The sequence below is a fragment of the ANME-2 cluster archaeon genome (assembly GCA_019429385.1).
Taxonomy (GTDB): Archaea; Halobacteriota; Methanosarcinia; order Methanosarcinales; family Methanocomedenaceae; genus Methanocomedens_B.
On sequence record JAHYIS010000006.1, the window covers coordinates 1 to 12343 of the forward strand.

General features: G+C 46.6%; 14 protein-coding genes and 1 tRNA gene. 6 read left to right on the forward strand and 9 right to left on the reverse strand.

Features of this window, described 5'->3' with window-relative positions; all coding sequences use genetic code 11:
- Window positions 1-288 precede the first annotated feature (288 nt).
- Window positions 289-1281 (forward strand): trypsin-like peptidase domain-containing protein, encoded by a 993-nt coding sequence (locus K0A89_03480; protein MBW6517545.1) that lies wholly within the window; start codon window positions 289-291, stop codon window positions 1279-1281.
- Between the two features lie 10 nt (window positions 1282-1291).
- On the opposite strand, the gene K0A89_03485 is transcribed toward K0A89_03480, so the two are convergent.
- Genes K0A89_03485 through K0A89_03495 form a run of 3 tightly spaced genes read right to left on the reverse strand, consistent with a single transcriptional unit; the run spans window position 1292 to window position 4810 of the window.
- Complete coding sequence (locus K0A89_03485; GenBank protein MBW6517546.1) at window positions 1292-2179, reverse strand: DMT family transporter; 888 nt, start codon at window positions 2177-2179, stop codon at window positions 1292-1294.
- Between the two features lie 47 nt (window positions 2180-2226).
- A complete protein-coding gene (locus K0A89_03490; GenBank protein ID MBW6517547.1) occupies window positions 2227-3087 on the reverse strand; it encodes a 2-oxoacid:ferredoxin oxidoreductase subunit beta in 861 nt (286 codons plus the stop codon).
- Window positions 3080-4810 (reverse strand): 2-oxoacid:acceptor oxidoreductase subunit alpha, encoded by a 1731-nt coding sequence (locus tag K0A89_03495; GenBank protein MBW6517548.1) that lies wholly within the window; start codon window positions 4808-4810, stop codon window positions 3080-3082. Before K0A89_03495 ends, K0A89_03490 begins: the two co-directional genes overlap by 8 nt.
- Window positions 4811-5011: 201 nt before the next feature.
- Between K0A89_03495 and K0A89_03500 the strand changes: the two genes are divergently transcribed.
- The 3 genes from K0A89_03500 (at window position 5012) to K0A89_03510 (ending at window position 7398) form a co-directional block, all read left to right on the forward strand.
- Entirely contained in the window at window positions 5012-5560 is a 549-nt protein-coding gene (locus K0A89_03500; protein ID MBW6517549.1) for a nitroreductase family protein, read from the forward strand.
- A 165-nt stretch (window positions 5561-5725) separates the two neighbouring features.
- The gene (locus K0A89_03505; GenBank protein ID MBW6517550.1) at window positions 5726-6202 is read left to right on the forward strand and encodes a hypothetical protein; all 477 of its coding nucleotides are present in this window, start codon (window positions 5726-5728) and stop codon (window positions 6200-6202) included.
- A 437-nt stretch (window positions 6203-6639) separates the two neighbouring features.
- Window positions 6640-7398 carry a hypothetical protein gene (locus tag K0A89_03510; GenBank protein ID MBW6517551.1) on the forward strand — a complete coding sequence of 253 codons (759 nt, stop codon included), beginning with the start codon at window positions 6640-6642 and terminating at the stop codon, window positions 7396-7398.
- A gap of 179 nt (window positions 7399-7577) precedes the next feature.
- Here the strand turns inward: K0A89_03510 and K0A89_03515 are convergent.
- The 3 genes from K0A89_03515 to purD form a co-directional block, all read right to left on the reverse strand.
- Window positions 7578-7662: transfer RNA gene (locus tag K0A89_03515), tRNA-Leu, on the reverse strand.
- Window positions 7663-7772: 110 nt separating this feature from the next.
- A complete protein-coding gene (argF, locus tag K0A89_03520; protein ID MBW6517552.1) occupies window positions 7773-8699 on the reverse strand; it encodes an ornithine carbamoyltransferase in 927 nt (308 codons plus the stop codon).
- A 35-nt stretch (window positions 8700-8734) separates the two neighbouring features.
- Entirely contained in the window at window positions 8735-10042 is a 1308-nt protein-coding gene (purD, locus tag K0A89_03525) for a phosphoribosylamine--glycine ligase (protein MBW6517553.1), read from the reverse strand.
- A 250-nt stretch (window positions 10043-10292) separates the two neighbouring features.
- Between purD and K0A89_03530 the strand changes: the two genes are divergently transcribed.
- Window positions 10293-10622: a hypothetical protein gene (locus tag K0A89_03530; GenBank protein MBW6517554.1), complete on the forward strand. Its 330-nt coding sequence runs from the start codon at window positions 10293-10295 to the stop codon at window positions 10620-10622.
- 15 nt (window positions 10623-10637) lie between these two features.
- Here the strand turns inward: K0A89_03530 and K0A89_03535 are convergent, their stop codons facing one another.
- Window positions 10638-10943 (reverse strand): hypothetical protein, encoded by a 306-nt coding sequence (locus tag K0A89_03535; protein MBW6517555.1) that lies wholly within the window; start codon window positions 10941-10943, stop codon window positions 10638-10640.
- A gap of 99 nt (window positions 10944-11042) precedes the next feature.
- On the opposite strand from K0A89_03535, the gene K0A89_03540 reads away from it, so the two are divergent.
- A complete protein-coding gene (locus K0A89_03540) occupies window positions 11043-11330 on the forward strand; it encodes a pro-sigmaK processing inhibitor BofA family protein (GenBank protein ID MBW6517556.1) in 288 nt (95 codons plus the stop codon).
- Window positions 11331-11380: 50 nt separating this feature from the next.
- Here the strand turns inward: K0A89_03540 and K0A89_03545 are convergent, their stop codons facing one another.
- Both K0A89_03545 and K0A89_03550 read right to left on the reverse strand, forming a co-directional pair.
- Window positions 11381-11878, reverse strand: coding sequence for a hypothetical protein (locus tag K0A89_03545; GenBank protein ID MBW6517557.1), 498 nt, complete (start codon window positions 11876-11878; stop codon window positions 11381-11383).
- A gap of 12 nt (window positions 11879-11890) precedes the next feature.
- Window positions 11891-12310 carry a DUF22 domain-containing protein gene (locus K0A89_03550; protein MBW6517558.1) on the reverse strand — a complete coding sequence of 140 codons (420 nt, stop codon included), beginning with the start codon at window positions 12308-12310 and terminating at the stop codon, window positions 11891-11893.
- Between the last annotated feature and the right edge of the window lie 33 nt (window positions 12311-12343).

Sequence of the window (12343 nt, forward strand, 5' to 3'; positions counted from 1 at the left end):
ATAATGCTGAGGCAAACGGCGTTGTTGCCGGACTGGTCAGGGATATCAAAAATCTCAGGCCCCTGATGGCCGGTCCTCTCGAAGTATCATCTATGGTGGAAAGTATCACTCCCCTGCTGGTCAATCTCGCTATGTACAATAAGATGAAACACCTGGGCATAAAGTGTGTATAGTTGGACACATTTTATCCTTTTTTTGATATTCCATCGATTACGAGATGTCTGGGTAATATTAATAACACCTCGCCACCGATGTTTAAAGTACTAACACTCAAGGGGTCAGTTCATTATGTTCAATTTTGACGAGACAGTCACATCAGCAGTAGATAAAGTAATACCCAGCGTGGTCAACATCAGCGAAGTGAAATTGATAAAAGACGCTCATCTGCACATTCATCCTGTGCCGGGCGTGGGTTCGGGTTTCATAATAGACGAGGCCGGGTGTATCCTGACCAATGCGCATGTGGTACTTGGCTCGTCTGAAATAAATGTAACACTGGACGACGGCAGGACCCTGCCCGGTGTACTCAAAGGTATTGATACCATGATGGACCTGGCAGTCATCAATATTGATGCCGACGGCCTGCCTGTGCCTGAGATGGCAAAGAACAACAAGCTCAAGATAGGACAGATGGCCATAGCTATCGGAAGCCCGCTGGGTCTGGTCGGCGGCCCCACGGTCACTGCCGGGGTCATCAGTGCATTGAATCGCTCCATCCAGACCGAGATGTCATACATGGAAGGACTCATCCAGACCGATGCAGCTATCAATCCAGGCAACAGCGGAGGACCCCTCATCAACAGCCAGGGCGTGGTGGTAGGCGTTAACAGCGCCATCATACCCTTTGCCCAGGGCATCGGGTTCGCCATACCCATTGCTTCCGCCCTGTGGGTCGCAGAACAGTTGAGGGAGCACGGGGTCATCGTGAGACCCTGGATCAGTATCAATGCAGTGGACGTGAACCCGAAACTTATGGCATATTACAGTCTGCCGGTTGACAAAGGCGTGGTGGTCACCAGAATAGTGCCACAGAGCGAAGCCGATAAATCCGGTCTGGAAATGGCAGATATCATAATCAGGATAGATGATATCCAGATAAACACCGTGCAGGACATGATAAAGGTCATCAATAAACACAAGGTGGGAGATAACGTGGAAGTAGAGATATTCCGTGGCCAGGAGAAGATGCTTCTTGAGACCGTGCTGGAGAAGGCACCCACGCCACAGCTTCCCCCCTTCCCGCCGGCTGAGTCGGGTCAGCAAGGAGCGGTCCTGCCCTGAAAAAGGCAGGTCATTTTTGGACGCACTCCACACCCCGCTCCCTGCTCACCAGCATCGCACCCACTAATATCAGCCCGCCGCCCATTATTGTAGTGAAAGTGACCGGTTCGCTAAGGATGAGAAAGGCAAAGACCACAGCACTGACCGGTTCCAGCAATGCAATGATACTGGCGCTTTGTGCCCTGACATGCTTGAGAGCGCTGAGGTAAAGAATGAGAGCGGCGGCCGTTGGCAGCAGCCCGAACAGGATGAGCAGATACAGGTTATCCAGCAATACCTTGCCTGGTACGGCGATAGAATATGGCAAGAAGAGCACCATGGTTATGAACAACGCCCAGGTAGCCTGCGTCGTGCCTGTATAAGAATCCCTGAGCTGCCTGGATGTCATGATTATCGAAGCATAACACAGTCCCGATACCAGCCCCGCGGCCAACCCCATGACATACAGGGTATCCACATTCCCAAACAGGGTAGCTGGCTGAATGACCATGATAACCCCTGCGATAGAGATACCAAGAGCAAGAAGGCTGCTGCGGGAGATATATTCTTTTAGAATTATGGGCGAAAGCAGGGTAACATAGACCGGTGCCGTATAAAGCAGCAGGACAGCTATGGAAACCGACGTGTATTTTACCGAAATGAAATAAGAAAGCATAGTGCCTGCCTGGAATATTCCCAGCAGCAGGACAGAGAGCTTTTTATCCACCAGACGAAGTTCACTCAGCCGGCCACAGCATCCGAAAAAGAGCGTGATGGCAACCAGGCCGAACAGCAGCCGGTAGAAGATAATGGAACCCAGGGGCATCTGAGTTGTGAGCTTTATGAAAATACCAATAAGGCCGAACAGTGTAGCTGCCGAAGCTATCTGTATCTGGCCTTTGAAAAGCGGGGGGTGCATGGGTGATATATTGGGAATGATAGTATTTAGGAGATGGGAACGATGAACTACAAGAACTGCTCCATGGTCTTTGTAATATCCACACCTTCAACCGGCCTCTTCACCAGCGGCATATCACGAATGGTAACCACCTCATCCTCATACGTGGGCCTGCTTTCCCGATAGAACAACCCGATGGGTATCTTTTCACCCCATTCCAAAGCCCGCTCATAGGCTGCCATTTTATCAGCGGTATCGTAATTCCCGTCCTCATCCAGTTTGTACACCCTCTCCTTGTAGAATGTGTTGGTGTTCACATGATTGAAGGTAACACAGGGCTGCAGTACATCAACCAGCGCAAATCCCTTGTGAGCAATGGCATCGGCGATAAGTTTTCGCAGGTGTGGGGGGTCACCGGCAAAGCCCCTGGATATGTACGTGGCTCCTGATGACAGGGCAAGGGTCAGCGGGTTCACCGGTATCTCAATAACCCCGAAGGGGGTGGATTTGGTTGGGCGGCCCTTATCAGTGGTGGGAGAGGTCTGGCCCGTGGTCAGGCTGTACAGTTTATTGTTATGCACGATATGTGCCATGTCCATGTTACGCCTCATGGCATGTATGAAATGGCCCATGCCTATACCGTAGCCATCACCATCTCCCGCCATTGCCAGGACGCTCAGTTCATGGTTGGCAAGGTGGATACCTGTAGCAACAGGAAGTGTCCTCCCATGGATTGAGTGGAAACCATTCGCATTGACGTACTGGGTAACTGCACCATGGCACCCGATACCTGAAACTATCATCACCTGGTGAGGTTCATACCCCGAATCCGCCAGAGCGCCACGCAATGCGGTAAGTATCCCGAAATTACCGCATCCCGGACACCAGACTGGTTTTTTATCCATCCTGAAATCCTGTATCTCAGCCATGTCTAACCACCTCAGCCACACGGTTTGCAATCTCCTCTGGCGTGAAGGGTCTCCCGTTATATTTGAGTATTTTCTCGTCCACCTTCATTCCTGTATATTCCCGGATCATCCCGGCAAGCTGGGCAGTCTGGTTATTCTCCACGTCAATGGTCAGTCTGGCACTTTTGATTATCCTGGTCACTTTTTCCCTGGGGAACGGGTACAGGTTCAGTATCTGCAGGAAATTTACCGTTATATCACTGTTCTTGAGCAGCATCATTGCCTCAAGAATGGGACCCTTGGTTGAACCCCAGCTCAGCAGCGTAAGATCGGCCGTCTTTGGCCCGTACAGGTGTGGTTCTTCCAGTTCGGCTGCAAGATGTTCCAGTTTTTTCATCCGCTTGTCCATCATGGCAGTCCTGTTGAGGGGGTCTTCAAGGTAGCGCCCGTGCTCGTCGTGCTCATTGCTATTGGCTATGAAGACCCCCTTTCTATGGCCGGGTATGATCCTTGGTGAAATTCCTGAATCGGTCATTTCATATCGCTTATAATCTGTAATATTGTCCAGGTGGGCATGGTCCAGCAGCTCTCCTCTGTCCACGGGCACGGGTTCAAAACCATCTACCGTTTTATGGCTTTCTGTCAGGAACTTGTCAGTAAGAATTATCACCGGTACCTGGTATTTTTCAGCCAGGTTGAATGCATGACCTGCTGCCTGGAAACATTCCTCCGCGTCCCCTGGTGCCATGACCACCCTGGGAAAATCTCCCTGGGAAGCATGCATCACGAATCTCAGGTCTCCTGCTTCGGTACGGGTGGCCAGTCCGGTACTGGGTCCGGGACGCTGGGCTTCCATTACCACCAGCGGGGTCTCGGTCATGGCTGCAAGACCCAGGGCCTCTACCATAAGCGAGAAACCTCCTCCAGACGAAGCTGTCATTGCTCTTACCCCGGCATGGGAAGCGCCGATCGCCATGAGTATGGCAGCCAGTTCATCCTCGGTATGTTTGACAACAAGGTTATGGTTCCTTTCCTCGGCAGCAAGAAAGTGCAAAAGACCTGATGCGGGTGTCATTGGATATGCAGAATAGAACCTGCAGCCTGCTGCAAGGGCACCAAGACCTACCGCCTCATTCCCACTCACTACCATCCTTCGGAGACCATCAGCAGGTTTCACGATAATTCCCGAACCTCCTGGATGGTTGTTCATCATAAAATCATACCCGGCCCTGGCAACATGGATATTGTCCCGGACCACATCTTCGCTTTTATGTTTGAACATGTCGGCAAGCAGGTTCTCAAATAGGGACAGGTCATATCCTATAAGAGCAATGGTGGCACCAATGGCTGCCGTATTTCGCATGATAGGTTGTCCGCCCAGGTCCTTCACAATGTCGCCAAGGGGTATGGGAAACAGGCTGATATCTGCATGGACCCCGAACCGGTCTTCCGGTTCATGCATACCGTCAAAGAGTATGCATCCGGTTGGGGCCATTTCTTCTTTATGCAGGTGGATGGTCTCTTCGTTCAATGCCACCAGCATATCAATATATCCGGTATGGGAATGGACTTCCCTGCTGGCAGTACGTACCATATAGGTGTTATGGCCTCCCCTGATAAGGGAGGGGTATTCTATGGCATCGAATACATGAAGCCCTCCGCGCGCAAAAGTTTTAGAAAGTGTGAGACCCGAGGCCATTATCCCAAAACCTGCTTCCCCACCTATCATCCATGAAAATTCCAAGTATTATTCCTCCATTTTATGAATGGACTCTATCCCGATGTCCCCGGTACCCCAGTCCCGTAATTTGATACTGGATTATTCCCAACTTCCCCGGTTGGTCACGTGTGCATTAATGGAACAATGTCCCAAAGATTAATTAAATGATAAAGGTAATATGACGTTAAATAATTTTTCAATGGAAATTAAGGGAAAGTGGTACTTTTGGAAATTGCAGATGCAATTAAACAGCGACGTGTGATCAGGGAATTCAAGCAGGACCCTGTACCTGATGATATTCTGTACCGTATCATAGATTCGGCACGCTGGGCTCCCAGCCCGTTCAATACCCAACCGTGGGAGTTCATAATAATCAGAAATAGTAAAACGCTCAAGAAATTAGCTAAATGCGCTCCCACGATCGAATGCAATGCGCCTATGGCCATCGCGGTGGTCATTCTTCCCATCACAGCCAGATACCCGTTCCACCAGCAGGTAGGTGAACCCGGGCATGCGGGGGCCATGGCTGTCCAGAATATCATGCTGACGGCATGGGAGCTGGGCATAGGTACGGCGTGGACCACTATTGAGAAGGACAAGGTCAAGCAGATACTGAACATACCAGAGGAATTCGATGTGCTGACGGTCATACCCATGGGCTATCCCATGGAAGAACCGCCGATGCATAAAGAAACTGACCGACTGCCGGTGGAAGACCTGATGAACTTCGAGAAATTCACCGGATTATCTGAAGGCAGGATAATGGTATATTAGTACGGTTGATTGGTGTGAAGAGGAGGAAAAACACCAGGGACATTCATAATAGTCTTTGAGGATAGGATGTTCATCTCCGCAACATACTAAAAAAACACGCTTCTGCCGATAACATTATTAGGCAAAAATATAATTATCAACTTAATAAATAGGAGTGATGAGAATATGGTTAGAACAGTTTTGATTTCATTGTTGATTATCTTATTAGTATCAATGTCCTGTGTTCCGGTGGCTTCAGCAATAACTGAAGATGAGGCAATGCATTTTTTCCTGAATATCTATAATCCTCTTCTGGATAAAATAGTCAAGGATATTCCACTTATTGATACGGTATTCGGAGGACAGGTCATCCATATAGTGGTCGAAAAACCTGAAGGGAATATCGAGCTGGGAGCAGTGACCAATTCGGATGGATATATCACTGAATTGACCAGCGGTAAACCGGATAATCCAACCCTTCGGTTGATTTCGACCGAAGCTGTCGTAGAAAAGGTCAGAGCATCTGATGACCCGGTTGCAGAAACGAACAAAGCGCTAAAGAATGGAGATATTTATTACGAAGGAATCGGCGTCAAACAGGAGATAGGGGTTACCATTGTAAAAGTAGTATTCTTCTTTGCAGACCTGTTTGGTATCATTTGATTATGGGTGAATATTAAGGGATGGACATACTATTTACCATCTCATCTTTTTTATACGCCTGTTCTCCAGTAAGAACATCAAATACCTATATAGGTATGATTTTCTTATTCAATTCAAGAGAGGATTTCGATAAAACTCACAAGAACGTTTACTCTTAAATGACATGCAGTATCGGCAGTTTTGTATCGGATTAGTAGATTATTATTTTGAATTGAAAATATATTGCGGGCATAGACCAAATATATATACTATTAATAAAATGAATAATTACTAAAAATAGAATTAATAACCATAAAAGTAAGTTATTAAAACAGGCCTCTTGTAAATAATAATTAGAATAAAATATTATTTGCCAGATGTTTGTTTTAATATCTCATTTTTATTATTACTGGTTCTTTTTGTTTTTTGATTTATTTCAAAATACACGAGGAAAATATATGATATTGAATAATGACTTAACGGTAAGAGATGAAGATTTAGAAAAATTTCAAAATATAATTGGTATCAAGTTTAATAATCCAAAATATTTGATACACGCTTTGCTGCACGGATCAACATTTAGTGGAGACAAAACGCGATTAGAACATTTTAAAAATATAAATAATCTCGATGCTGACAATTATGAAAAACTGGAATACCTTGGGGATTCAGTTTTGGGTTTGATTGTAGCTGAATATTCGTATAATCAAAATGAAATTGAAGAATACGCAAACATAAACAACAAAACAATAGAGGGCGTTTTAACTGAGGTTAAGAAAGTACTGGTATCCAATGATAGTCTAAAATCTCTGGCAGACACAATACAACTTGATAAATATATAATATATGGCAGCGGCCTGGTAAATATTGATACTATATATCCAAATGTAATAGAAGCGCTTATTGGTGGTATTTATCTTGATCAGGGGTATCCTGAAGCGAAGAAATTTGTCTACAAATATTTTGACATAAAAGGCGCTTTAGGTAAAATAGGTGACTCAAATCCCATCGGAAAATTTCAAGAGGAAGCAGTTAAAAGAGGTTATAATAACCCGATATACAGAGAAATAGAACAATGGGGCCCTGACCATGACAAACATTTCAAACAAGGGTTATATTTGGATGGCAATAAAGTAACTGAAGGGGAAGGAAGTACTAAAAAAGAGGCAAATAAAAAAGCTGCTGAAATTGGACTGATAAAAATGGGATTTTCATAATTTTTTCTCATTCCTTGCCCGAGCAGAATCTTTTCATCCCGCAGGGTCCGACCCCGTCATGTAACAGGCGGGGCATCGGGATGATTGACGGGTCACCGGTATATTTAGACAAACTGTCCAGGGCCTGTATAGCCATTTCAGGATCATATCCCGTTATTCCCAAAAATGAAGTAAGATTATGCGGGGGAAGGGATTCGAACCCTCGAACTCCTACGAGACTAGGCCCTGAACCTAGCGCCTTTGACCTGTCTGGGCGACCCCCGCATTTTGTTTACTTATTATGTTTATGTATTTGTCCATACTGTGCGCTTGAGCGCAAGCACCAAGCTGTCAATGGATACGGAGTCTGAATATCGCTAATTAGATTTAAGCCTTTATGTTGAACCCATCAATTTTATCAACAAAGCTTTCTGTGCATGCAACCTGTTCTCAGCCTCATCCAGTATAGCAGAATGGGGGCTGGTAAGCACCTCACTGGTAATCTCCTCGCCACGGTGTGCGGGCAGGCAGTGCAGCACAATAACATCATCCTTTGCCACATCCAGCAATGCATCATTGATCTGGTACGGCCCCAGGTCGCGCATCCTCTGTTCCCGCTCATCCTCATCGCCCATGGAGACCCACACATCAGTGTACAGGATGTCGGCATTCAGGGCAGCAACCTTCGGGTCCGATACTATCTCGACCGAGCCGCCCAGCTCCCGGGCACGTTCCACACTACCATGGTCAGGCTCGTACCCTTCAGGACAGGCCACGCTCATCTGCATTCCGGTAATGGCTGCAGCGAGTATCGCAGAATTGCACACATTGTTCCCATCCCCTATCCAGGCGAACTTCAAACCTTCCAGCTTTCCCTTATATTCCCGGATGGTCATAAGGTCCGCCAGCAACTGGCACGGGTGTTCCAGGTCTGACAGGGCATTGATAACAGGCACACTCGCATAGTGGCCCAGTTCAACGAGAGTATTGTGACTGTTCACCCTTGCCATAATCCCGTGCACATACCTTGACATCACCTGGGCCGTGTCACCGATGGTCTCTCCTCTTCCAAGCTGAAGGTCACGGTAGTTCAGATACAGGGGGTGCCCCCCCAGTTCATTCATTGCCACTTCAAAGGAAATGCGGGTCCTGGTCGAGGATTTTTCGAAGATCATGGCAAGGCTCTTGTTCTTGAGCTTTTCCACCACCAAACCACCGGCTCGTTTGGCTTTCAGTTCGTCTGCCATATCCAGCAGCTCAATAATCTCAACACGCGACAGGTCACTCATGGATAATAAATGGGACAAAATATCACCTTTCATTTAGTAAATCACAGTGTCAACAAGTCTATTTATTATTATCCCCTCAGGCTCTTCATGTGGTCCACACGCTTTTGTATCAATGCCTGGGTACCGATATCATGCCTGCTTTCCAGCTGACCTCGCAGGCTGTTGAGAGCCTGCTCGGCAATCTGCTCGGCTTTTTCAATGGTATCGGCAATGCCCACAACAGCAGCAGCCCTTGACCCGGTCGTATACACCACGCCGTCCTTTTCATAGACACTGGAATAGAACAACAATGCATCTCCGGTATCGCCTACCTGAATGGGAGCATCTTTTACGGGATTCTCAGGATAACCAGCAGGTACCGCATATTTGCATACACTGGCCTTAGTGGCAAATTGCACATCAATGGTGTCAAGAGTACCGGTGGTCATGGCCTGTATAATATCGATAAAATCAGTCTCCAGCAGCGGAAGCACATTCATAGCCTCCGGGTCTCCGAAACGGGCATTGAACTCTATCACCCTGATACCACTGGCAGTAAGTATGAACTGGCCATACAGGATACCGCGGTACTCCACCCCGGTCTCTTCTCTGACCCTGACCACAACATCATTCATGATCTGCTTTGCCTCTTCGTAATCCCTCTCGTTCATAAAGGGTAACAGAGGTCCTGCATCATTATATGACCCCATACCACCGGTATTGGGGCCAAGGTCACCCTCATACGCCCGCTTGTGGTCCTGTACTGACGGCGCAAACGCGAGATGGCTGCCGTCCACAAAGGCATGGACCGTTACTTCCTCTCCCTTCAGGTTCTCCTCAATGACCACAACGTCCCTGGCCAATAGTTCACAAACATACGCCCTGGCAGCATCCCTGTCTGGCAGCTGGTCCCCCATGACCTTTACCCCTTTACCACCGGTCAAACCTGCCGGTTTCACGGCTACATCACCAAGTTCATCCACATACCTGAGTGCTGCATCCTCCTGGGTCTTGTTAAATATCCGAAACTCGGGAAGCCCGCAGATGCCGTATTTTTTCATGAAACTGCGCGTCCATGCCTTATCGAATTCCAGTTTGGCAGCCGCGCGTTTTGGTCCGACAGAAGGGATACCTGCAACGTCAAGAGCATCTGCAAGTCCCGCTGCCAGCGGGCCCTCAGGGCCGATAACAGCAATGTCTATGCCGTTCTTTATAGCGTATTCGGTTACTTTTTCCACTTCGGTTTCCGCATTGATGAGGAAATCCTCACAGAGCCCTGCAATTCCCGGATTCTTTTTCGACATCACTGCATACAGTTGATAATCGTGCTTACTTCCGGAGATGGCATGTGCAATAGCATGTTCACGCCCTCCTCCGCCAACTAATAGTATTTTTATCATTCCAAGTCCTCGATATGAATCCGTTCAAAAATTGTATAGACACTGATTCAATAATATCCATTAATAAGGTTGTGGTTTTTTGTTCTCAATGCCCAAATGACCGGATAGAACTGTCAGAACTGTATGAACATCCGGGAATAACGGGCAGCCATTGAACGTCTTATTCTATCATTTATCGTATTTTTTGTAAAGGTTTATTACCTGTTACGTAACATAAGCGTATAATGCTTAGCGGAGGTGATGGTTAATGGAAGCAAGAGATATTATTTTTTCAGTAGGTATGATCGTGTCAGCCTTTGTATTGACCACAAAATGGATGAGCAGGTTCTCTTCATCAAATTATGCTGCAGATGCGATAGTGGTGCTTGCGGCAATGGTCTTGATCGGTTCCCTGGCAGCCATGATTCTTTCCGTAGATATGAGGATGAGACGGATTGAAGCTATGTTAGAAGCGAAAGAGCGCTCATTAAGGATCAATATCCAGAGTGTTGAAGATAATCTTGATAGAAAACTGAATTCAGTGCTCAACAAAACCAACAGTTCAATGGAAGAAATGTCACGAAGGTTGTACCGATAAGACACGTGACATTACCTAATCCAGAAAAGCCAAACTGACTATCGACTCGACACGGTTCATGGCATCGGCAGCATTATCCACATTGGTCACCCTCCTCACATCTATCCGTCCTTTGCGGTATACCATGACCTGCCAGTCTTCAAGCCTGAACCTTGCAACCCCCAAACGAATGGAACAGCGTCTCTCCGGTATATCCAGCTCATCCAGTATCCTGCAAACTATCTCCATATCCAGGCTACGGCCGAAATGTGATTCTGCTATGAAAAGGCTGGGGTCTTCTACACAGGGCCTGGCAAGTACTATATCTCTTGCTGCACACATACCTGTCTACTATATCTCAAGGAAGGTATATTATTATAGGGGATAAGGACTAAATAATATTATTTTGATAAACTAAAAAGTGTAAGGAGGACAAAAACCATGCCTTTGGATTTTATAACAATCAACGGATTGGCAATCCTTATTGTTGCCATTGCAGCATTCATAGCTGTGTTCTACGTGCTTAAAGTAATTAAATACCTGATCGTAAATTCCGTTGTGGGGCTGATATTACTTTTTGCATCAAATGTTGCGATCAAAATGTTCGACCTGGGATTTTCAGTCGATATCAACTGGGTTTCTGTCATGATATGTGCCCTGGCTGGAATACCAGGGGTTCTCATCGTCATATTACTGGGAGTTTTCAATATCCCACTGGTACCGGCATAAATTCCCAAAGAGAAAAAGAACTGGCAGGGGACGATGTGCCCCTGCATAATTTATACAAGTTTGGGGGAGTAATATTTCTTTATCACCGTACTGCACTGGTCACATGATATCATGAGCCAGTCACCCACGTTCTCTGTCTGGAAATGATAGAATATGGACGATTTGCAGCCCGGGCATACATAGTATTCCTTGAAATAGTAGTTATAGAACTCAGGAGTGTTCTTTAACCATTCCAGCGTCTGCAGCATCAGTTCAAGGTACCGCTGTTTCGGTCCCCCCGATTCCAGTTCGCTACGCAACCGGTCACCGACCTCCTGTATCTGGTGTTTTGAATCACGCTGGATCTTCTTGTAATCTGATACATACTTGCTGCTGGATTCAAGGTATCTCTGGTATCCTTTGTGGACGTCAGTTCCCTTTTGCTCTATGGTCCTGAGGAAATATTCGCTCATCAGGTCTTCAAGCAGGTCATGGCAGGTTGTGCAGATATTATATTTTGGAAAATATTTTGTATCCTGCAACTCACCGCATATCTCACACGTTTCCATATGTTCCATCTCCTACTTGACCTTCACGGGAACTGAAGCGTCCCGGGTGAACATTATCGGGAATACGTTGATAACCGCAAGCAAATCACCTTTCCTGACCTCACCTGAATCAATCCCCAGGACGTAGGCTGAATCTACCATACGGTCGAATTCCACAGGCGCAGAACAACCCCCTTCACCCCCTATTTTCACCACTGACACCAGTGCGTGGTGATTAAATGCACAGGGCAGAGCAAGGGTATCCTTTTGCATATGGATTTTCTTGATCTTGATCTTTTCAAATTTTCCCTTTCCGATAGTCATGTTCTCATCGGCGACCACCATCTCCCATTTAGCCCGTGTGGCCATAGTAAATTCGTATGGCGATGCCTGGATCTTCATGGACAGTATTTCACTATCTTTCTTTGATACTATGTTTACGATTTCTGCCATATTTATCACCTCTGAACGATATGATTTTAAGTT

Bases quoted from the DNA above. Each gene is read 5' to 3' on its own strand.
- argF (MBW6517552.1), bottom strand. From the start codon at position 8,699: ATGAAAGGTGATATTTTGTCCCATTTATTATCCATGAGTGACCTGTCG.
- K0A89_03545 (MBW6517557.1), bottom strand. From the start codon at position 11,878: ATGGAAACGTGTGAGATATGCGGTGAGTTGCAGGATACAAAATATTTT.
- K0A89_03480 (MBW6517545.1), top strand. From the start codon at position 289: ATGTTCAATTTTGACGAGACAGTCACATCAGCAGTAGATAAAGTAATA.
- K0A89_03485 (MBW6517546.1), bottom strand. From the start codon at position 2,179: ATGCACCCCCCGCTTTTCAAAGGCCAGATACAGATAGCTTCGGCAGCT.
- K0A89_03510 (MBW6517551.1), top strand. From the start codon at position 6,640: ATGATATTGAATAATGACTTAACGGTAAGAGATGAAGATTTAGAAAAA.
- K0A89_03505 (MBW6517550.1), top strand. From the start codon at position 5,726: ATGGTTAGAACAGTTTTGATTTCATTGTTGATTATCTTATTAGTATCA.
- K0A89_03530 (MBW6517554.1), top strand. From the start codon at position 10,293: ATGGAAGCAAGAGATATTATTTTTTCAGTAGGTATGATCGTGTCAGCC.
- K0A89_03540 (MBW6517556.1), top strand. From the start codon at position 11,043: ATGCCTTTGGATTTTATAACAATCAACGGATTGGCAATCCTTATTGTT.
- K0A89_03550 (MBW6517558.1), bottom strand. From the start codon at position 12,310: ATGGCAGAAATCGTAAACATAGTATCAAAGAAAGATAGTGAAATACTG.
- K0A89_03535 (MBW6517555.1), bottom strand. From the start codon at position 10,943: ATGTGTGCAGCAAGAGATATAGTACTTGCCAGGCCCTGTGTAGAAGAC.
- K0A89_03490 (MBW6517547.1), bottom strand. From the start codon at position 3,087: ATGGCTGAGATACAGGATTTCAGGATGGATAAAAAACCAGTCTGGTGT.